Source organism: Leclercia sp. G3L, assembly GCF_021117075.1.
Classification (GTDB): Bacteria; Pseudomonadota; Gammaproteobacteria; order Enterobacterales; family Enterobacteriaceae; genus Enterobacter; species Enterobacter adecarboxylatus_C.
The window spans coordinates 715,225-732,090 of the sequence record NZ_CP088265.1; the positions used below are offsets into that span (position 1 = coordinate 715,225).

Below are 16,866 nucleotides of genomic sequence, written 5' to 3' on the forward strand. Positions count from 1 at the left end.
TAAATCCGCTATCTGTGAAGCAATTCCGGTTTCAGGGCTCTTTTTTCTGGCAGGATTCACAATTCTGTAAGCAAAAAAATATAGATACATATTCTTTTGTGGCCTGGTTCAAAAAAAGGACTCCTCTGATGATTAAGTTTAGCGCAACGCTCCTGGCGACGCTGATTGCAGCGAGCGTACAGGCGGCGACGGTCGATCTCCGCATTCTGGAAACGACCGACCTGCACAGCAATATGATGGACTTCGACTACTACAAAGATGCGCCGACGGAAAAGTTTGGTCTGGTGCGCACCGCCAGCCTGATTAACGCCGCCCGCAGCGAAGTGAAAAACAGCGTGCTGGTCGATAACGGGGACTTAATTCAGGGTAGTCCGCTTGGCGATTACATGGCGGCGAAAGGTCTGAAAAAGGGCGATATCCACCCGGTTTACAAGGCGCTGAACACGCTGGGTTACGCGGTGGGCAACCTCGGTAACCATGAGTTTAACTACGGGCTGGATTATCTGCACATGGCGCTGTCCGGGGCCAAATTCCCGTACGTTAACGCCAATATCATCGACGTTAAGACCAACAAGCCGCTGTTCACCCCTTATCTGATCAAAGAGACTACCGTGGTCGACCAGGACGGGAAACCGCAGACCCTGAAGATTGGCTATATCGGCTTTGTGCCGCCGCAGATCATGACCTGGGATAAGGCCAACCTGAGCGGCAAAGTGACGGTCAACGACATTACCGAAACCGCCCGTAAGTATGTGCCGGAGATGCGCGAGAAAGGCGCCGATCTGGTGGTGGTGGTGGCCCACTCCGGTCTCTCTGCCGATCCGTATCAGGCGATGGCGGAAAACTCGGTCTACTACCTCAGCGAAGTGAAAGGCGTCGACGCCATTCTCTTCGGTCACGCCCACGCGGTGTTCCCGGGCAAAGATTTCGCCAGCATTAAAGGGGCGGACATTGCCAGAGGGACGCTCAACGGCGTGCCCGCGGTGATGCCGGGCATGTGGGGCGATCACCTTGGGGTGGTCGATCTGGTGCTGAATAATGACGGCGGCAAATGGCAGGTCACTGAGTCGAAGGCCGAAGCGCGACCGATTTACGATCTGGCGGCCAAAAAAGCGCTGGTGGGCGAGGATAAAAAGATCGTCGAGGTGCTGAAGCACGACCACGACGCCACCCGCGAGTTTGTCAGCAAGCCGATCGGTAAGTCTTCCGACAACATGTACAGCTACCTGTCGCTGGTGCAGGACGATCCCACCGTGCAGGTGGTGAACATGGCGCAGAAAGCCTACGTGGAGCGCTATATTCAGGGCGATCCGGACCTGGCGAAACTGCCGGTGCTCTCCGCCGCCGCGCCGTTTAAGGTGGGCGGGCGCAAGAACGATCCGGCCAGCTACGTCGAAGTGGAAAAAGGCCAGCTGACCTTCCGTAACGCCGCCGACCTCTATCTCTATCCGAACACCCTGGTGGTGGTCAAAGCCACCGGCCAGGAGGTGAAGGAGTGGCTGGAGTGCTCGGCCGGACAGTTCAACCAAATCGATAAGAACAGCACCCAGCCGCAGTCGCTGATCAACTGGGACGGGTTCCGCACCTATAACTTCGACGTGATCGACGGCGTGGAGTACCAGATTGATGTCTCCCGGCCGGCGAAATATGACGGCGAGTGCCAGGTGGTGAATGCTCAGGCGGAGCGTATCAAGAATCTGACCTTCAACGGCAAGCCGATCGATCCAAAAGCGACCTTCCTGGTGGCGACCAACAACTATCGCGCCTACGGCGGTAAGTTTGCCGGGACCGGCGACAGCCATATCGCCTTCGCCTCCCCGGACGAGAACCGCTCGGTGCTGGCGGCGTGGATCGGAGAGCAGTCGAAAAAATCGGGTGAAATCCACCCGGCAGCGGATAACAACTGGCGTCTGGCGCCGATCCACAGCGACGTGAAGCTGGATGTTCGCTTTGAGACATCGCCATCCGAGAAAGCGGCGGCGTTTATCAAAGAGAAAGCGCAGTATCCGATGCAGCAGGTCGCGACCGATGAGATTGGGTTCGCGATTTATCAGGTAGATTTAAGCAGGTAAAAGCAAGTGCGGTTTTTGTAGTTTCGTAGGCCGGGTAAGGCGCAGCCGCCACCCGGCAATCAGGCCGCACAATGCCCGGCGGCGCTTCGCTTGCCGGGCCTACAAAACCGCCAGCCAGGCAATCACGCCGCACGCTCGTCCCGGTTGCTCATCACCTGGGGTAAATTCAGCTCGATCCAGTCGGCCAGCGCCGCTACTTTCTCGCTCACCTCCTCTCCCAGCGGCGTCAGGCTGTACTCCACGTGCGGGGGTACCACCGGGTACGACACGCGATTAATAAACCCATCCTGCTCCAGGGCCTGCAGCGACTGGGCCAGCATCTTCTCGCTCACCCCGCCCATCTTGCGGCGCAGATCGCTAAAGCGGTGCGTCCCCTGACGCAGCGCCACCAGGATCAGCACGCCCCAGCGGCTGGTCACATGCTTGAGCACATCCCGGGAAGGGCACTGCTCGGCAAAGAGATTGCCGTCGCGCAGTTGCTCGCTAAGGGTTGGATTCGTCATTTGATACTTACCTTTTTGTACGTACTTACTAAAAGTTAGCTTGAGTGTTAGTGTGCCACAACATTCACACGAGACGAAGGATATTCATCATGATCGCGATTACCGGCGCTACCGGCCAGCTTGGCCAACTCGTTATTGAACAGCTGCTGAAAACCGTTCCGGCCAGCCAGCTGGTCGCCATTGTGCGTAACCCGGCGAAGGCCGACGCGCTGAGCCAGCAGGGGGTGACCGTCCGTCAGGCCGATTACACCGACCAGGCCGCCTTCACTGCCGCGCTTGCGGGCGTGGATAAACTGCTGCTGATCTCCTCCAGCGAAGTGGGCCAGCGTGCACCGCAGCATCAGAACGTGATTAACGCGGCGAAGGCGGCGGGCGTGAAATTTATCGCCTACACCAGCCTGCTGCATGCCGACACTTCCCCGCTGGGGCTGCACGTGGAACACGTCGACACCGAAAAAGCGCTGGCAGCCTCCGGCATTCCTTACGCCCTGCTGCGTAACGGCTGGTATACCGAAAACTACCTCGCCAGCGCCCCACCGGCTCTTGAGCATGGCGTGTTCATCGGCTCTGCGGATGAAGGCAAAATCGCCTCTGCCACCCGCGCCGACTATGCCGCCGCTGCGGCCCGCGTCATCAGCGAAGAGGGTCATGCCGGTAAAGTCTATGAGCTGGCAGGCGACCAGGCGTGGACGTTAGGCGACCTGGCTGCCGAACTGAGCCGCCAGAGCGGGAAAAACGTGGTGTACCAGAACCTGAGCGAAGCCGATTTTGCCGCCGCGCTGAAGGGCGTGGGCTTACCGGCGGGCCTGGCGGATATGCTGGCCGACTCCGACGTTGGTGCCTCGAAGGGCGGTCTGTTTGATGACAGCCATACTCTGCGCGCGCTGCTGGGACGTCCGACTACCTCCCTGGCCGAGAGCGTGAAGGGCATCCTGTAATTGTTAAAAGCTGGTTAATTATTGTGGCATCCCTGCGGGTCATCTCTGATAATGAGATCTGACCCGCGAGGAGGCTCACCGTGCAAGGCGTACCCGAACAGTTCTTCGATGAGAGAGACAGCGCGCGCTTTCGCCATCTGGCGCAGCTGCCGGGCGTGGAGCTGTATCACGCCCATATCTCCCGCTACGCCTTTGAGCCCCACACCCACGAGGCCTTCGGTATCGGCGCTATTGAAGCCGGTGCCGAACGCTTTCGCTATCGCGGAACGCAGTACGTCGCTCCCGTCCATTCCGTTGTGACCATGAATCCCGATGAGCTGCATACCGGCGAGGCCGAAACCGCCGACGGCTGGCGCTACCGCATGATCTACCTCGAGCCGGATCTGCTGGAAGAGGTGACGGGTATCCGCCACTGGTGGTTCAGCGAGGTCACCCGCCACGATCCCCGCCGTTCGCAGCAGATCGGGCAGCTGATCTATGGCCTGTGGCATACCGACGATCCGCTGGCGCAAAAGGGAATGCTGCTGGATCTGATTGATACCTTCCAGCCGCTGGCGCGCCATGCCCCGGTTCTGCACGAAGGGACGCATCGCTTCGAGCGCGTGCGCGACTATCTGCATGACAACTATATGCACTCCCTGACCCTCGATGAGCTGGCGCAGGTGGTGTCGCTCAGCCCGTATCATTTCCAGCGCCAGTTTAAGGCCCATTTTCACGTCACGCCTCACCAGATGCTGATGGCGATCCGCCTGTGGCGCGCCAAAGCCTTTCTTACTCAAGGGCTCCCGGCGGCAGAAGTGGCCGCCGCGACGGGCCTGACCGATCAGTCGCACCTGACCCGGGCGTTTACGCGTCGGTACGGCATCACCCCCGTGCGCTACCAGAAACAGGTCGCGAAGCGCTAATGCGCAATCTCATACAATACGCCCCCCTTTTGCCTTTCTACACTGCCAGCAGGTTCAGCGAAAATGGATAGAAAAATGGTTAGCGGCGTGTTGTATGCCCTGCTTGCAGGGTTGATGTGGGGGCTGATTTTTGTCGGCCCGTTGATTGTGCCGGAGTACCCGGCGGCGTTGCAGTCGATGGGGCGTTACCTGGCGCTGGGGCTGATCGCCCTGCCGATCGCCTGGCTCGGCCGCGCGCGGTTACGCCAGCTTACCGGTCGCGACTGGCTGACCGCGCTGGCGCTGACCATGATGGGCAACCTCATCTATTACATCTGTCTGGCGAGCGCCATTCAGCGTACCGGGGCCCCCGTCTCAACGATGATCATCGGCACGCTGCCGGTGGTGATCCCGGTGTTCGCCAATCTGCTCTACAGCCAGCGCGACGGCAAGCTGGCATGGTCGAAGATGGTGCCCGGGCTGATCGCCATTGCCCTGGGGCTGGCCTGCGTCAACATTGCCGAGCTGCGGCACGGCGTGGCTGGAGGCAGCGGCTGGCGCTATGTCTCGGGGATCCTGCTGGCGTCGGTGTCGGTGGTCTGTTGGGCATGGTATGCCCTGCGTAATGCCCGCTGGCTGCGGGAAAATCCGGACAAACATCCGATGATGTGGGCTACCGCGCAGGCGCTGGTAACGCTGCCGGTATCGCTGCTGGGCTATCTCGCCGCCTGCGCCTGGCTGAACGTGCAGCAGCCGGACTTCGCCCTGCCGCTGGGGCCGCGTCCCTGGGTCTTCCTCGGGCTGATGGTGGCGATTGCCGTCTGCTGCTCGTGGGTAGGTGCTCTGTGCTGGAACGTCGCCAGCCAGAAATTGCCGACGGTGATCCTGGGGCCGTTGATCGTTTTCGAAACCCTGGCCGGACTGCTGTATACCTTCCTGATGCGCCAGAGTCTGCCGCCGCTGTTAACCGGCACGGGGATTGTGTTGCTGGTGGTGGGAGTGGTGATCGCGGTCAGCGCGAAGCCGGAAAAACCCTTGGTCGTTCCGGCTTCGGAGCTGTAGATATTGCCCGGCGGCGCTACGCTTGCCGGGCCTACGGTTTCCCAGGCCGGGTAAGGCGAAGCCGCCACCCGGCAGGTTTCGTAGGCCGGGTAAGCGTTAGCGCCACCCGGCGTCTGTCAGAAGGTTTCCCAGTTAGCGTCCGTTGTGGCCAGCACCGGTTTCGCTTTTGCGGTATAGGTTTTCACTGGTGCCGCTTTGGCCGCCTGACCGTGAACAATCTTAAACACCGCCACCGCCTCGTTCAGGCGCGCCGCCTGCTCTTCCAGCGCCGCCGCCGCCGCCGCAGACTCCTCAACCAGCGAGGCGTTCTGCTGGGTCACACGATCCATTTCGGCCACCGCCTGACCCACCTGGTCGATACCGCGGCTCTGCTCATCCGAAGCGGAAGCGATTTCGCCCATGATGTCGGTCACGCGGGTGACGGCGCTGACGATTTCCGCCATCGTCGCGCCGGCTTCATTCACCAGTGCGGAACCCGCGCTGACGCGCGCGCCAGAGTCGTCAATCAGGCCTTTGATCTCTTTCGCGGCCTGGGCGCTGCGCTGGGCCAGGGTACGGACTTCCCCTGCCACCACCGCAAATCCGCGCCCCTGCTCGCCGGCACGCGCCGCTTCTACCGCCGCGTTCAGCGCCAGAATGTTGGTCTGGAAGGCGATGCCATCAATCACGTTAGTGATCTGGGCAATCTTGCTGGAGCTGGTGGCGATCTCGTCCATGGTGCGCACCACGCCTTCAACCACGTTTCCGCCTTTCTTCGCGGTAGAGGAGGCATCCAGCGCCAGCCGTGACGCCTGACGGGCGTTATCGGCGTTCTGCTTCACGGTGGCGGTTAACTGCTCCATGCTGGCTGCGGTCTCTTCCAGCGAGGCCGCCTGCTGCTCGGTGCGGGAAGAGAGGTCGTTGCTGCCTGCGGAGATTTCACCGGCGCCGGTGAAAATGGTGTCCGCCCCATCGCGGACCACGCCCACGGTGTTGGCCAGCGCCTTTTGCATTTCGTGAACGTTATGCGCCAGCAGCGCCATTTCATTTTGACCCCGGGCATCGATCGGTTGCGTCAGATCGCCGGCGGCAATGGCGCGAATATGCGCAATTACCTCATGCAGCGGCTTCAGCAGCACGTTGCGCATGGCGATCCAGCTGGCGACAATCACCGCCACCACAACCACCATAATGGCCGAGAGGATCCACAGGATACGCTGGTAGTCGTTCTCGTTATCGGTGATGCCCGCGCTGGTCAGCTTCGCCTGCGCTTCACGCCATTCGCGGTAAACAGCCTGCATCGCCACCTGCTTCTTCTCGGCATTCTGCTTGAACATATCGTCCAGCTTGCCCTCGGCCAACAGTGCGTTCATTTTCGTCAGCGTGGTGTGGTAAGCGCGATACTGCTCTTCCAGCCGATCGGCCAGCTTCTCATCCATACCCGGTGTTTCCGGCAGGGCATAGTATTTGTCGTAGTGCCCCTGCGCTTCGGCCAGCAGGGATTTCCCGGCGGTGACCAGCTCGCCCAGCTGCGTGCCGTTGATCTCGGTCGCCGTACTGCTTTGCAGACGAAGCATGCCGCGGTTAAGGGTAACGCGCGCCTGGTTCAGACTGATCCACGCGTCGGTAAACTCTGCCACGTTCTGGCTTGACAGCTGGGAGACGGTGAAATTGCTCTTATCATTGTTCAGGGCATTGATAAAAACCGTCGCGGCGATGATTTGCATCAGCCCGAGCACCAGCAGTACCGAGACTAACAGGGTGATTACTTTAATCCGTTTAAACATTCTTAACCTTATGTGCAGGACATTGTCTGTTGAGGACATATCGGCAGAGCAGGCGTGTTATTTAACGTTTCGTGGTCTAACCACCCTATTTTTTGGAAATAATTAAATCCATTCAGCAAGTTAAACCATAAGAAAGTTTTGTGAATTACCCTCCTTTTTACCCTCTGCTCCTAAAGGGTTATATCTTCATCTTAAAGATGCATTTAAAATGCATCTTATCAAATAACGATGAGGTAACGACCATGGCCTTCCGCGACCAACCTTTAGGCGAGCTGGCGCTCTCCATCCCACGCGCTTCCGCGCTGTTTCGTAAATACGATATGGATTACTGCTGCGGCGGTAAGCAAACCCTGGCGCGGGCGGCATCGCGTAAGGAACTGGATCTGGACCTCATCGAAGCTGAACTGGCAAAACTGGCTGAGCAGCCGCTGGAAAAAGACTGGCGCAGCGTGGCGCTGGGCGAAATCATCAATCACATCATCGTCCGCTACCATGACCGCCATCGTGAGCAGCTGCCGGAACTGATCCTGCAGGCGACCAAAGTTGAGCGCGTCCATGCGGAGAAAGCCTCTGTCCCGCGCGGTCTGGCGAAGAACCTGACCATGCTGCACGAAGAGCTCTCCAGCCACATGATGAAAGAGGAGCAGATCCTGTTCCCGATGATCAAACAGGGGATGGGTAGCCAGGCGATGGGGCCTATCAGCGTGATGGAAAGCGAGCATGACGACGCCGGTGAACTGGTGGAGGTGATCAAGCACATCACCAACAACGTGACCCCGCCGGCAGATGCCTGCACCACCTGGCGCGCAATGTATAACGGGATTAACGAGATGATCGACGACCTGATGGAGCACATCAGCCTCGAGAATAACGTGCTGTTCCCACGGGCGCTGGCCGGGGAATAAAAAAAGCCCGGTGGCGCTAGCGCTTACCGGGCCTACAAACGGCAACCGACGTTGCCGTTTCGCTTTTACCTTACGCCAGCCATTCTTTTCTTACCAATAAACAGCCAGCCCAGTCCCAGCGCGATAAACCACAGCGGCGTCACGATCAGCGCCTGACGGGTATCCTCTTCCAGAGTCAGCAGCACCAGCACAAACACGAAGAACGCCATGCAGACCCAGCACATCAGCTTGCCAAGCGGCATCTTGTAGATGGATTTTTCATGCAGGTGCGGACGCTGTTTGCGGTACACCAGGTACGAGCACAGTATGATGGTCCAGACGAACATGAACAGGATCGCCGAGACCGTGGTGATCATGGTGAATGCGCCAATCACGCTTGGGTTCACGTAGAGCATCACCACGCCGCCCAGCAGGCAGATACAGGAGAAGGTCAGCCCTTTTGCCGGTACCGCACGCTTTGAGAGCTTGGCGAACGCGCTCGGCGCCACGCCTTCCTGCGCCAGGCCGAACAGCATACGGCTGGTGGAGAACACGCCGCTGTTAGCCGACGAGGCCGCGGAGGTCAGCACCACGAAGTTAATCAGGCTCGCCGCTGCCGGCAGACCCACCAGCACAAACAGCTCAACGAACGGGCTCTTGGTTGGGACAACGGAGCTCCACGGCGTGACCGACATAATCACGATCAGCGCGAAGACGTAGAACATGATGATACGCACGGGAATCGAGTTAATCGCCCGCGGCAGAGACTTCTCAGGATCTTTGGTTTCAGCAGCTGTCGTACCTACCAGCTCAATCCCCACGAAGGCGAAGACCGCAATCTGGAAGCCGGCAAAGAATCCGCTCAGCCCTTTCGGGAACCAGCCGCCGTCATTCCACAGATGGGAGAACGAGGCCTCAACGCCGCTCGGGGAGGTAAAGTGGGTCATGACCATCACCAGGCCGACCACAATCAGGCCAACGATAGCGACGATTTTGATCATCGCGAACCAGAACTCCATCTCACCGAACATTTTTACGGTGGCGAGGTTAAGGCTCAGCAGCAGAACAATTACCGCCAGCGAGGCAACCCAGTCCGACAGCCCGGGGAACCAGAACTGCGCATAGGCCGTAATGGCGACGACGTCGGCCATCCCGGTGACCACCCAGCAGAACCAGTAGGTCCAGCCGGTAAAGTAACCCGCCCACGGCCCGAGAAGGTCGGAGGCAAAGTCGCTGAAGGATTTGTATTCGAGATTCGAGAGCAGCAGCTCTCCCATTGCCCGCATCACGAAAAAGAGCATAAAGCCGATAATCATATAGACAAAAATGATCGACGGACCGGCAAGGCTGATGGTTTTGCCTGATCCCATAAACAGCCCGGTGCCGATGGCCCCGCCGATGGCGATAAGCTGAATATGACGATTTGTGAGATTACGCCGTAGCGACTGTTCAGACGGTGCCTCTTCGTCGGCAACGACTTTTACCTGATCTACCATGTGATGTTTTCCTGTTGTAACTGCCTGTGTTGTTTAGGCTCTTCTGGCCCTTTATTACGTCGAAAAGCGACGGCCCGGTTAAGGACTCATCGATATTAGGTAAGAATCGGCGGGATGAATACTATGATTTAAATATTATGTTAACAATATGTTGAAAATGAGTGTCATATCACTCAAGCCACGCAAAACAGCTCACAAAAATACACTTAATGCGGTCATTTGCAAGATAATCTGTTGATTAGCGCGTAACTATAGGTTTTTTAACTGATTTCCCCTCCCCTGCTGGGGAGAGGAAAGTGCGCGGAATTACAGAATTTCCAGCAGCTCGACTTCAAAGACCAGGGTGCTGAATGGCGGAATGGATGCGCCTGCGCCACGCTCGCCGTAGGCCAGGTTCTGAGGGATAGTCAGTTCCCATTTGGAGCCAACCGGCATCAGGGTCAGAGCTTCGATCCAGCCTGGGATCACGCCGTTTACCGGGAATTCAGCCGGTTCGCCGCGGGCAACGGAGCTGTCGAACACGGTGCCGTCGATCAGTTTACCGGTGTAGTGCACGCGAACGTGGTCGGTACGTGCCGGGATTGCGCCGTCACCCTGATTGATCACGCGGAACTGCAGGCCGGTTTCGGTGCTGTTCACGCCTTCGCGCTCACGGTTCTCTTCGAGGAACTTCTCGCCTGCCGCTGCCATCTCTTCAAAACGCGCGCGACGGACGGTGTCAGCACGCTCGTGGATTTCGCGCAGCGCGCGGTGAACCACATCAACCGGAACCGCCGGGTGCTTACCTTCCAGCGCATCGGCGATACCCGCCACCAGCGCTTCCGGTAACAGACCCTGCAGACCTGATTCGCTCAGCTGCTGTCCTACCTGCAAACCAATACCGTAGCTTGCCTGCGCTTCGATTGTGTCAAAAGTCGGGGTGGTCATGGGATTTCCTTCCATCACATTTAAAGTAGCGGGCAGCATAACAGCCACCTTCCATCCGGTAAAACTTTGTCTTATGGAAAGATGACAAATTGCGATGAAACGGAAACAATAGAGACTATCTGGATTTTTCCCGAATGTGTGTCACGGAAGCCGTCTTTGCAATGCTCATCAGGCAGTTAGCAAACTATACTTCTCGGGACAGGAAAAAAGACGCGGAGCAGGAGGAGAGCCATGCCCGGGCCATTTGAACTAAAACCTACCCTGACGAAAATCTGGCATGCGCCAGACAACTTTCGCATCATGGACCCGCTGCCGCCCCTGCACCGCAGAGGCATTATCATCGGTGCGCTGATGGTTATTGTTGGTTTTCTGCTGCCAGGCGCTGACGACAGCGCGACAGCGCCTGTGCGCCGGGATGCCGAACTGGATTTCCGTTCGCAGACGCAGCCGCAGCCCGATAGCCAACCGATGCAGACGCAGCTGGTTTCCCCCTCTAACGATCCGGGCCAGATGGCGCCGGTTGAGCCGGAGCCGATTCAGGAAGAGCAACCCCAGGAGCAGGCCGCCGCGCCCGTGCAGTCGCAGCCGGTGCCGGGTATCGAACAGCAGTGGCGTTCCTACCGCGTAGAGCCGGGCAAAACGATGGCGCAGCTGTTCCGCGATCACAACCTGCCGCCGACCGATGTCTATGCGATGGCGCAGGTTGAAGGTGCGGGCAAGCCGCTGAGCAATCTGCAAAATGGTCAGATGGTGCAGATCCGCCAGAATGCGAGCGGCGTGGTGACAGGGCTGACCATTGACAGCGGCAATGGTCAGCAGGTGCTGTTTACCCGTCAGTCTGACGGCAGCTTTATCCGCGCTAAATAGCAGTCCGCCCGGTAGCGCGTTGCTTACCGGGCCTGTTTTCCACTCACTTTGTTGACCCACCAGATCCCCGAGCAGACCAGCACCAGCGCCACGGCATATTTGATCTCAAGGATATTCTCCCCGAGGAAAATCGCAGAGAGGACGGTTCCTGCCACCGGCACTAAGAAGTTGAAGGGTGCAATCATACTGACGCGGTTGTACTTCAGCAGCAAACTCCACAGCGCAAACGCCACCGAGGAGAGCAGGGTCAGATAACCGAGGATGGCCGCCGCTTTGACGCTGGGTACTGCCAGCGTTCCGCCTGTGATATAGCCTCCGACAACCAGCATCACCCCGCCTATCGCCAGCTGCCAGCCGGTCATCACCATCGGGTCGACCGTCTGAGAAATACGTTTGCCGTACAGCGTGGCCGCTGAAAGGATAAACGCCGCCAGCACCACAAAACCGTCTCCATTCCAGACAAAGTGGAAGTCCTGCAGGCCGCTATTGAAGTTCACGATCATTACCCCGGCAAAACCGAGGATACAACCGAGGGCTTTGTTGTAGCTGATCTTGTCGTTCTGATAGATAAAGTGCGCCAGCATGACGCTAAAGAAGGTGGCGGTCGCGTTCATGATCGACCCTTTGGCACCCGTCGTGTAAGCGAGACCGATATAAAAGAACGTGTACTGGATAGCCGTCTGCGTCAGGCCCAGTACCGTCAGCTGTCCAAACTGCCGGGGGCTGAGCCGACCAATTGGCTTGCGCTGGGCAAGGGCTAACAGCAGCAACAGCAGGCCGGCAAACACAAAGCGATAACCCGCAAAGACGACTTTTGATGAAATATCGTTGGTCGCAATCTGAAAGAGTTCGTAGCCGCTTTTAATGGCGGGATAGGAGCTTCCCCATAACAAACAGCACAGCGTCGCGCTGGCGAAAACGATGTTTTTACGGGCAAAAATCGGCGTGGGCAGAACGGAGTCCATAGCAAATCTCGAAGATAAAATGGCGTTTCATTTTATTATCAGAGAATGCGGCAGGAATAGCTACCCTGGAAGGCAAAAGGTGGGACAGGGCGCGTTAAAAAAGCAAAACGCCGGCACAAGGCCGGCGCTTCGACGTGGTGACGAGTAATTACTTACTCAGCAACAACGTTAACAACCAGTTTAGCGAAGACTTCGCTGTGAACCTGGAAGTCCACTTCGTGCTCACCGGTGGTACGCAGAACGCCGTTCGGCAGACGAACTTCGCTCTTAGCCACTTTAACGCCAGCTGCAGTTACTGCATCAGCGATGTCGCGGGTACCGATGGAACCGAACAGTTTACCTTCGTCGCCAGCTTTAGACGCGATGGTAACAGTGCCCAGTGCGTTGATTTCTTCAGCGCGAGCGTTAGCAGCCGCCAGAACGTCAGCCAGTTTGGCTTCCAGTTCAGCACGACGTGCTTCGAAAAACTCTACGTTTTTCTTGGTAGCAGGAACAGCTTTACCCTGTGGAACCAGGAAGTTACGAGCGTAGCCCGCTTTAACGTTTACCTGATCACCCAGGCTGCCCAGGTTTGCTACTTTATCAAGCAGAATAACTTGCATTACCTTATCCTCTTAAAGTCGTATTAATGGACCGTGCCCGATTACTGATGACGATCAGTGTACGGCAGCAGGGACAGGTAGCGAGCGCGTTTGATAGCGCGAGCCAGCTGACGCTGGTATTTTGCACGAGTACCGGTGATACGGCTTGGGACAATCTTACCGCTTTCGGTGATGTAGTTTTTCAGCGTTGCGATATCTTTATAGTCGATCTCTTGAACGCCTTCCGCGGTGAAACGGCAGAACTTGCGACGACGGAAATAACGTGCCATATGGCTAGTCTCCAGAATCTATCAAATCAATCTGCTCGGCATGCAGAACCATTTTGCTCAGACCGTTCTTTGCCTTGTGGCAAGAGATGAACCCCTGAACGGTTACTGCGCTACCGACCGTTATACTGTGAGTAATGGCCTGGTTTTCGTGTCCGCTAATAATAACGGGCATTTGGCACCACGCCTGCCGGTGAAACCCGGCTTCCTCCTGCACTGAACGATGCTCAAGCACGAACTGGCAGTGAGGAATTCCTGATGGGCTGACCTTACGAAGGGGGGTCCTGCACACGGTACCGGACAACACCAGACGGTTGGTCATCAGAAATTACTCTTCAGAATCCCCAGCATCAGAATCATCTGCGGTTTCGTTTGCGAAATCATCGCGACGCTCACGGCGCTCGTCTTTCGCTTTAACCATCGGAGATGCTTCGGTCACTGCGTTTTTGGTACGCATAACCATGCTGCGGATAACGGCATCGTTGAAGCGGAAGTTAGTTTCCAGCTCATCGATCGCTTCCTGCGGTGCTTCAACGTTCAGCAGAACGTAGTGAGCTTTGTGCAGTTTGTTGATCGGATAAGCCAGCTGACGGCGGCCCCAGTCTTCCAGACGGTGGATCGTGCCTTCTGCTGCAGTGATTGCACCAGTGTAGCGCTCGATCATACCCGGAACCTGTTCGCTCTGGTCAGGATGGACCATAAAAACGATTTCGTAATGACGCATCGAATTGCTCCTTACGGATTATTCAGCCTCCTGTCTGGGTCAGCCGAGGCCCGGGGAGGCAAGGAACGTGTTAAAGGTCGGCTGAAAAATTGACGCGTCATAATACTTGCGGACCCCTGGAAACTCAAGCGCATTGCACAAATAATTCGCACAAAGCGCAAAGCTCGTCTAAGTGGGTGATTTACCATAGCTCACGGACGATCGCGGCGCTTTTTTGAACAACAGCATCAGAAATGGTCGCCATTGCCCACCAGATAAGGGGTTACACTTTAATCAGACCCCTTCTGAGGACAAAACCCGAAGTGATTATCGTCGCACCGTAGTTTGTCGTGGAGCGCATATCATGAAAAAGATAAACCTTGCCATTCTGGCTGCGCTTTTGCTCAGTGCAAACGCGACAGCAGCGATTCAGGTTGACGGCCGACAGGCCAGGAATATGGATGATGTGCAAAGTCTGGGCGTCATTTATATCAACCACAACTTCGCTACGGAAAGCGAAGCAACAGAAGCCATTACTGCAGAAGCCGAAGCGCGGGATGCCCGCTACTATCACGTCATGCTCACCCGTGAACCGGGCAGCAACGGCAATATGCACGTCAGCGCAGATATCTACCGGTAATGCTTTGACGCTAGCACCAGGAAAGCCAACAACGAAAATATTGTCATAGTCTAATTAGCCCCCTGCCCGGGGGCTTTTTTTATTTTTGCCCGTAATAGGCGTTCGGGCCATGCTTGCGCATAAAGTGCTTGTCCATCAGGTAGCTGTCTATAGGTTGCAGATGAGGGTTGATGCCGCGGGCTATCCACGCCATTCGCGCCACCTCCTCCATCACCACGGCATTATGCACGGCATCGTGCGCATCTTTACCCCAGGCGAAGGGGCCATGCTGATAGACCACTATCCCCGGCCTGTGCAGCGGTTCGCTCTCACCCAGGGTTTCAACGATCACCCTGCCGGTATTGAGTTCGTACTCCCCTTGCACCTCCTCTTCGGTTAATGCCCGCGTACAGGGAATATCGCCAAAAAAGTAGTCTGCATGGGTAGTGCCCAGTGCCGGAATAGCCAGCCCCGCCTGCGCCCAGGCCGTGGCGTGGGTGGAGTGGGTATGCACCACGCCGCCAAGGGAGGGGTAACGCCGGTACAGCGCCAGATGGGTCGCGGTATCGGACGAAGGCCGCCACTGGCCCTCCACCACTTTGCCGTCGAGATCCACCACCACCATGTCTTCCACACGCATAGCCTCATAGGCCACGCCGCTGGGTTTGATCGCCACCAGCCCCCGACGCCGGTCAATGGCGCTGACGTTTCCCCAGGTAAAGGTAACCAGAGCGTAACGCGGCAAATCCATGTTGGCCTCAAACACCTGCTGTTTAAGCTGCTGCATTTTCGCCTCCCATAAGCCCGGCCCGCGCCATCCGCTCCAGCACCCAGTCCCGGGCTTTTGCCACCTCTTGCAGCGGATCTTCTGCGGTTTCGCTCCACATCTCAATCAGCCAGGGCCCGCAATAGCCACTCTCTTTCAGCGTCTGGAAACAGCGCTCAAAATCCACTACGCCACTGCCGAACGGCACGTTTTTGAATACGCCTGGCCGCGTGTCTTTGACGTGTACCGCCACGATATGACCAATACCCGCCTGTAGCTCCATCTGAACGTCGTTATCCCACGCGGACAGGTTGCCGATATCGGGATAGAGCTGGAACCACGGGTTGTTGAGGTAGTGAGCATAACCCAGCGCCTTGCTGATGGAGTTCATCAGCGGGTAGTCCATGATCTCCATCGCCAGCGTCACCTGGGCGCGGCTCGCCATCTCGACGCTCTCTTTCAGACCATCACGGAAACGACGGCGCGTTTCGTTGTTGGCCTGCTGGTAGTAAACGTCATAGCCTGCCAGCTGGATGACGCGGATCCCTACATCCTGGGCAAAGCGAATCGCTTTACGCATGATCGCCAGCCCCTGTGCGCGCACGGCGTCATCTTCACTACCCAGCGGAAAGCGACGATGGGCACTCAGGCACATTGAGGACACGCGCACGCCGGTTTCGGCCACCGCATTCACCAGCGCCAGACGCTGCTCGCGGCTCCAGTCGAGACGGGAAAGGCGCGCATCCGTCTCATCCACCGACATTTCGACGAAATCGAAACCCAGCGATTGCGCCAGTTTCAGTCGCTCGAGCCAGCACTCCCCGGCGGGGAGTGCCTTTTCATAGATACCTAGCGGCACCTGCTTGCTTAACATAACCGCTCCTTATCCCCACAGCTGGGCAATGGAACGTTTAAACTGGCGTGCCGCTTCCACCGGCGAAGCAGCATCACGAATGCTGCGCCCGGCGATAAAGACATGAATCGGGATACCTTTGAACAGCGGCAGATCCTCCAGCGCCAGGCCGCCGGTGACGGTGACCTTAAAGCCCATCTCCGCCAGGCGCTTAACGGCACTGATATCCGCATCACCCCAGGCGACTCCCGCGGCCTGCGCATCGCGGCTGCGGTGATAGACCACCTGCTGAATGCCTGCATCGCGCCACTCTTCCGCCTGCTTCCAGGTCCAGAAACCGGTGAGTTCGATCTGCACGTCGCCGTTAAACTCTTTAGCAACGTCCAGCGCCCCTTTGGCGGTATTAATATCCGCACAGCAGATCACTGTCACCCAGTCGGCGTTAGCTTCGAAGCACATCCGCGACAGGATTTTGCCCGCATCTGCGATCTTGGCGTCAGCCAGCACAATTTTGTGAGGATAGAGCGCTTTCAGATCGCGCACGGCGCGAACGCCTTCCCCCACGCACAGAATGGTGCCCACCTCGATGATGTCTACCTCTTCGGCGATCAGACGTGTCGTTTCGTAAGCGTGGGCCAGGGTTTGGTTATCCAGCGCGACCTGCAACATTGGTAATGACATTTCCGTTCCCTC

Annotated in this window: 19 protein-coding genes; 7 read left to right on the top strand and 12 right to left on the bottom strand. The window is 57.5% G+C overall.

What is annotated here, in order from left to right; genetic code table 11:
- Nucleotides 1-128: 128 nt before the first annotated feature.
- Entirely contained in the window at nt 129-2,072 is a 1,944-nt protein-coding gene (locus tag LRS40_RS04780) for a bifunctional 2',3'-cyclic-nucleotide 2'-phosphodiesterase/3'-nucleotidase (RefSeq protein ID WP_231313231.1), read from the top strand.
- 122 nt (nt 2,073-2,194) lie between these two features.
- Here the strand turns inward: LRS40_RS04780 and LRS40_RS04785 are convergent, their stop codons facing one another.
- Nucleotides 2,195-2,575 (bottom strand): helix-turn-helix domain-containing protein, encoded by a 381-nt coding sequence (locus tag LRS40_RS04785; RefSeq protein WP_197090553.1) that lies wholly within the window; start codon nt 2,573-2,575, stop codon nt 2,195-2,197.
- Between the two features lie 89 nt (nt 2,576-2,664).
- Here LRS40_RS04785 and LRS40_RS04790 point away from each other — a divergent pair, with 89 nt between their 5' ends.
- The 3 genes from LRS40_RS04790 to LRS40_RS04800 all read left to right on the top strand — a co-directional run bounded on the left by LRS40_RS04790 (nt 2,665) and on the right by LRS40_RS04800 (nt 5,459).
- Complete coding sequence (locus tag LRS40_RS04790) at nt 2,665-3,513, top strand: SDR family oxidoreductase (protein WP_231313232.1); 849 nt, start codon at nt 2,665-2,667, stop codon at nt 3,511-3,513.
- A gap of 80 nt (nt 3,514-3,593) precedes the next feature.
- Nucleotides 3,594-4,418 (top strand): AraC family transcriptional regulator, encoded by an 825-nt coding sequence (locus LRS40_RS04795; protein WP_142487981.1) that lies wholly within the window; start codon nt 3,594-3,596, stop codon nt 4,416-4,418.
- A 75-nt stretch (nt 4,419-4,493) separates the two neighbouring features.
- A complete protein-coding gene (locus LRS40_RS04800; RefSeq protein WP_231313863.1) occupies nt 4,494-5,459 on the top strand; it encodes a DMT family transporter in 966 nt (321 codons plus the stop codon).
- A 116-nt stretch (nt 5,460-5,575) separates the two neighbouring features.
- On the opposite strand, the gene LRS40_RS04805 is transcribed toward LRS40_RS04800, so the two are convergent.
- Nucleotides 5,576-7,225: a methyl-accepting chemotaxis protein gene (locus LRS40_RS04805; RefSeq protein WP_156262761.1), complete on the bottom strand. Its 1,650-nt coding sequence runs from the start codon at nt 7,223-7,225 to the stop codon at nt 5,576-5,578.
- 242 nt (nt 7,226-7,467) lie between these two features.
- Here LRS40_RS04805 and ytfE point away from each other — a divergent pair, with 242 nt between their 5' ends.
- Complete coding sequence (gene ytfE, locus LRS40_RS04810; RefSeq protein ID WP_106994067.1) at nt 7,468-8,130, top strand: iron-sulfur cluster repair protein YtfE; 663 nt, start codon at nt 7,468-7,470, stop codon at nt 8,128-8,130.
- 65 nt (nt 8,131-8,195) lie between these two features.
- Here ytfE and cycA read toward each other — a convergent pair whose 3' ends face one another.
- Both cycA and fklB read right to left on the bottom strand, forming a co-directional pair.
- On the bottom strand, nt 8,196-9,605 hold the full coding sequence (gene cycA / locus LRS40_RS04815) for a D-serine/D-alanine/glycine transporter (protein ID WP_142487979.1): 1,410 nt from the start codon (nt 9,603-9,605) through the stop codon (nt 8,196-8,198).
- A gap of 306 nt (nt 9,606-9,911) precedes the next feature.
- The gene (fklB, locus tag LRS40_RS04820) at nt 9,912-10,532 is read right to left on the bottom strand and encodes an FKBP-type peptidyl-prolyl cis-trans isomerase (protein WP_185902404.1); all 621 of its coding nucleotides are present in this window, start codon (nt 10,530-10,532) and stop codon (nt 9,912-9,914) included.
- Nucleotides 10,533-10,763: 231 nt separating this feature from the next.
- On the opposite strand from fklB, the gene LRS40_RS04825 reads away from it, so the two are divergent.
- Nucleotides 10,764-11,399: an OapA family protein gene (locus tag LRS40_RS04825; RefSeq protein ID WP_142487977.1), complete on the top strand. Its 636-nt coding sequence runs from the start codon at nt 10,764-10,766 to the stop codon at nt 11,397-11,399.
- A gap of 23 nt (nt 11,400-11,422) precedes the next feature.
- Here LRS40_RS04825 and LRS40_RS04830 read toward each other — a convergent pair whose 3' ends face one another.
- The 5 genes from LRS40_RS04830 to rpsF form a co-directional block, all read right to left on the bottom strand.
- A complete protein-coding gene (locus tag LRS40_RS04830) occupies nt 11,423-12,364 on the bottom strand; it encodes a DMT family transporter (RefSeq protein WP_142487976.1) in 942 nt (313 codons plus the stop codon).
- Between the two features lie 152 nt (nt 12,365-12,516).
- A complete protein-coding gene (gene rplI, locus LRS40_RS04835) occupies nt 12,517-12,966 on the bottom strand; it encodes a 50S ribosomal protein L9 (protein ID WP_142487975.1) in 450 nt (149 codons plus the stop codon).
- 41 nt (nt 12,967-13,007) lie between these two features.
- On the bottom strand, nt 13,008-13,235 hold the full coding sequence (gene rpsR, locus LRS40_RS04840; RefSeq protein WP_000135199.1) for a 30S ribosomal protein S18: 228 nt from the start codon (nt 13,233-13,235) through the stop codon (nt 13,008-13,010).
- Nucleotides 13,236-13,239: 4 nt separating this feature from the next.
- Nucleotides 13,240-13,554: a primosomal replication protein N gene (gene priB, locus LRS40_RS04845; RefSeq protein ID WP_006178996.1), complete on the bottom strand. Its 315-nt coding sequence runs from the start codon at nt 13,552-13,554 to the stop codon at nt 13,240-13,242.
- Between the two features lie 6 nt (nt 13,555-13,560).
- On the bottom strand, nt 13,561-13,956 hold the full coding sequence (gene rpsF, locus LRS40_RS04850; protein WP_011915632.1) for a 30S ribosomal protein S6: 396 nt from the start codon (nt 13,954-13,956) through the stop codon (nt 13,561-13,563).
- A gap of 343 nt (nt 13,957-14,299) precedes the next feature.
- Between rpsF and yjfY the strand changes: the two genes are divergently transcribed.
- Nucleotides 14,300-14,575, top strand: coding sequence for a DUF1471 family protein YjfY (yjfY, locus tag LRS40_RS04855; RefSeq protein WP_142487974.1), 276 nt, complete (start codon nt 14,300-14,302; stop codon nt 14,573-14,575).
- A 79-nt stretch (nt 14,576-14,654) separates the two neighbouring features.
- On the opposite strand, the gene LRS40_RS04860 is transcribed toward yjfY, so the two are convergent.
- From LRS40_RS04860 to LRS40_RS04870, 3 genes are read right to left on the bottom strand one after another with little or no spacing between them, the layout of a single operon-like run.
- Nucleotides 14,655-15,341: an L-ribulose-5-phosphate 4-epimerase gene (locus LRS40_RS04860; protein WP_231313233.1), complete on the bottom strand. Its 687-nt coding sequence runs from the start codon at nt 15,339-15,341 to the stop codon at nt 14,655-14,657.
- Entirely contained in the window at nt 15,328-16,194 is an 867-nt protein-coding gene (locus tag LRS40_RS04865) for an L-ribulose-5-phosphate 3-epimerase (protein WP_231313234.1), read from the bottom strand. The genes LRS40_RS04860 and LRS40_RS04865 overlap by 14 nt, the downstream gene beginning before the upstream one ends.
- Before the next feature lie 9 nt (nt 16,195-16,203).
- Nucleotides 16,204-16,854 (bottom strand): 3-keto-L-gulonate-6-phosphate decarboxylase UlaD, encoded by a 651-nt coding sequence (locus tag LRS40_RS04870; protein WP_142487971.1) that lies wholly within the window; start codon nt 16,852-16,854, stop codon nt 16,204-16,206.
- Nucleotides 16,855-16,866: the final 12 nt, after the last annotated feature.

Bases quoted from the DNA above. Each gene is read 5' to 3' on its own strand.
- rpsR (WP_000135199.1), bottom strand. From the start codon at position 13,235: ATGGCACGTTATTTCCGTCGTCGCAAGTTCTGCCGTTTCACCGCGGAA.
- LRS40_RS04800 (WP_231313863.1), top strand. From the start codon at position 4,494: ATGGTTAGCGGCGTGTTGTATGCCCTGCTTGCAGGGTTGATGTGGGGG.
- LRS40_RS04825 (WP_142487977.1), top strand. From the start codon at position 10,764: ATGCCCGGGCCATTTGAACTAAAACCTACCCTGACGAAAATCTGGCAT.
- yjfY (WP_142487974.1), top strand. From the start codon at position 14,300: ATGAAAAAGATAAACCTTGCCATTCTGGCTGCGCTTTTGCTCAGTGCA.
- LRS40_RS04785 (WP_197090553.1), bottom strand. From the start codon at position 2,575: ATGACGAATCCAACCCTTAGCGAGCAACTGCGCGACGGCAATCTCTTT.
- rpsF (WP_011915632.1), bottom strand. From the start codon at position 13,956: ATGCGTCATTACGAAATCGTTTTTATGGTCCATCCTGACCAGAGCGAA.
- LRS40_RS04860 (WP_231313233.1), bottom strand. From the start codon at position 15,341: ATGCAGCAGCTTAAACAGCAGGTGTTTGAGGCCAACATGGATTTGCCG.
- LRS40_RS04830 (WP_142487976.1), bottom strand. From the start codon at position 12,364: ATGGACTCCGTTCTGCCCACGCCGATTTTTGCCCGTAAAAACATCGTT.
- priB (WP_006178996.1), bottom strand. From the start codon at position 13,554: ATGACCAACCGTCTGGTGTTGTCCGGTACCGTGTGCAGGACCCCCCTT.
- LRS40_RS04865 (WP_231313234.1), bottom strand. From the start codon at position 16,194: ATGTTAAGCAAGCAGGTGCCGCTAGGTATCTATGAAAAGGCACTCCCC.
- LRS40_RS04780 (WP_231313231.1), top strand. From the start codon at position 129: ATGATTAAGTTTAGCGCAACGCTCCTGGCGACGCTGATTGCAGCGAGC.
- ytfE (WP_106994067.1), top strand. From the start codon at position 7,468: ATGGCCTTCCGCGACCAACCTTTAGGCGAGCTGGCGCTCTCCATCCCA.
- LRS40_RS04870 (WP_142487971.1), bottom strand. From the start codon at position 16,854: ATGTCATTACCAATGTTGCAGGTCGCGCTGGATAACCAAACCCTGGCC.
- rplI (WP_142487975.1), bottom strand. From the start codon at position 12,966: ATGCAAGTTATTCTGCTTGATAAAGTAGCAAACCTGGGCAGCCTGGGT.
- LRS40_RS04790 (WP_231313232.1), top strand. From the start codon at position 2,665: ATGATCGCGATTACCGGCGCTACCGGCCAGCTTGGCCAACTCGTTATT.
- fklB (WP_185902404.1), bottom strand. From the start codon at position 10,532: ATGACCACCCCGACTTTTGACACAATCGAAGCGCAGGCAAGCTACGGT.
- cycA (WP_142487979.1), bottom strand. From the start codon at position 9,605: ATGGTAGATCAGGTAAAAGTCGTTGCCGACGAAGAGGCACCGTCTGAA.
- LRS40_RS04805 (WP_156262761.1), bottom strand. From the start codon at position 7,225: ATGTTTAAACGGATTAAAGTAATCACCCTGTTAGTCTCGGTACTGCTG.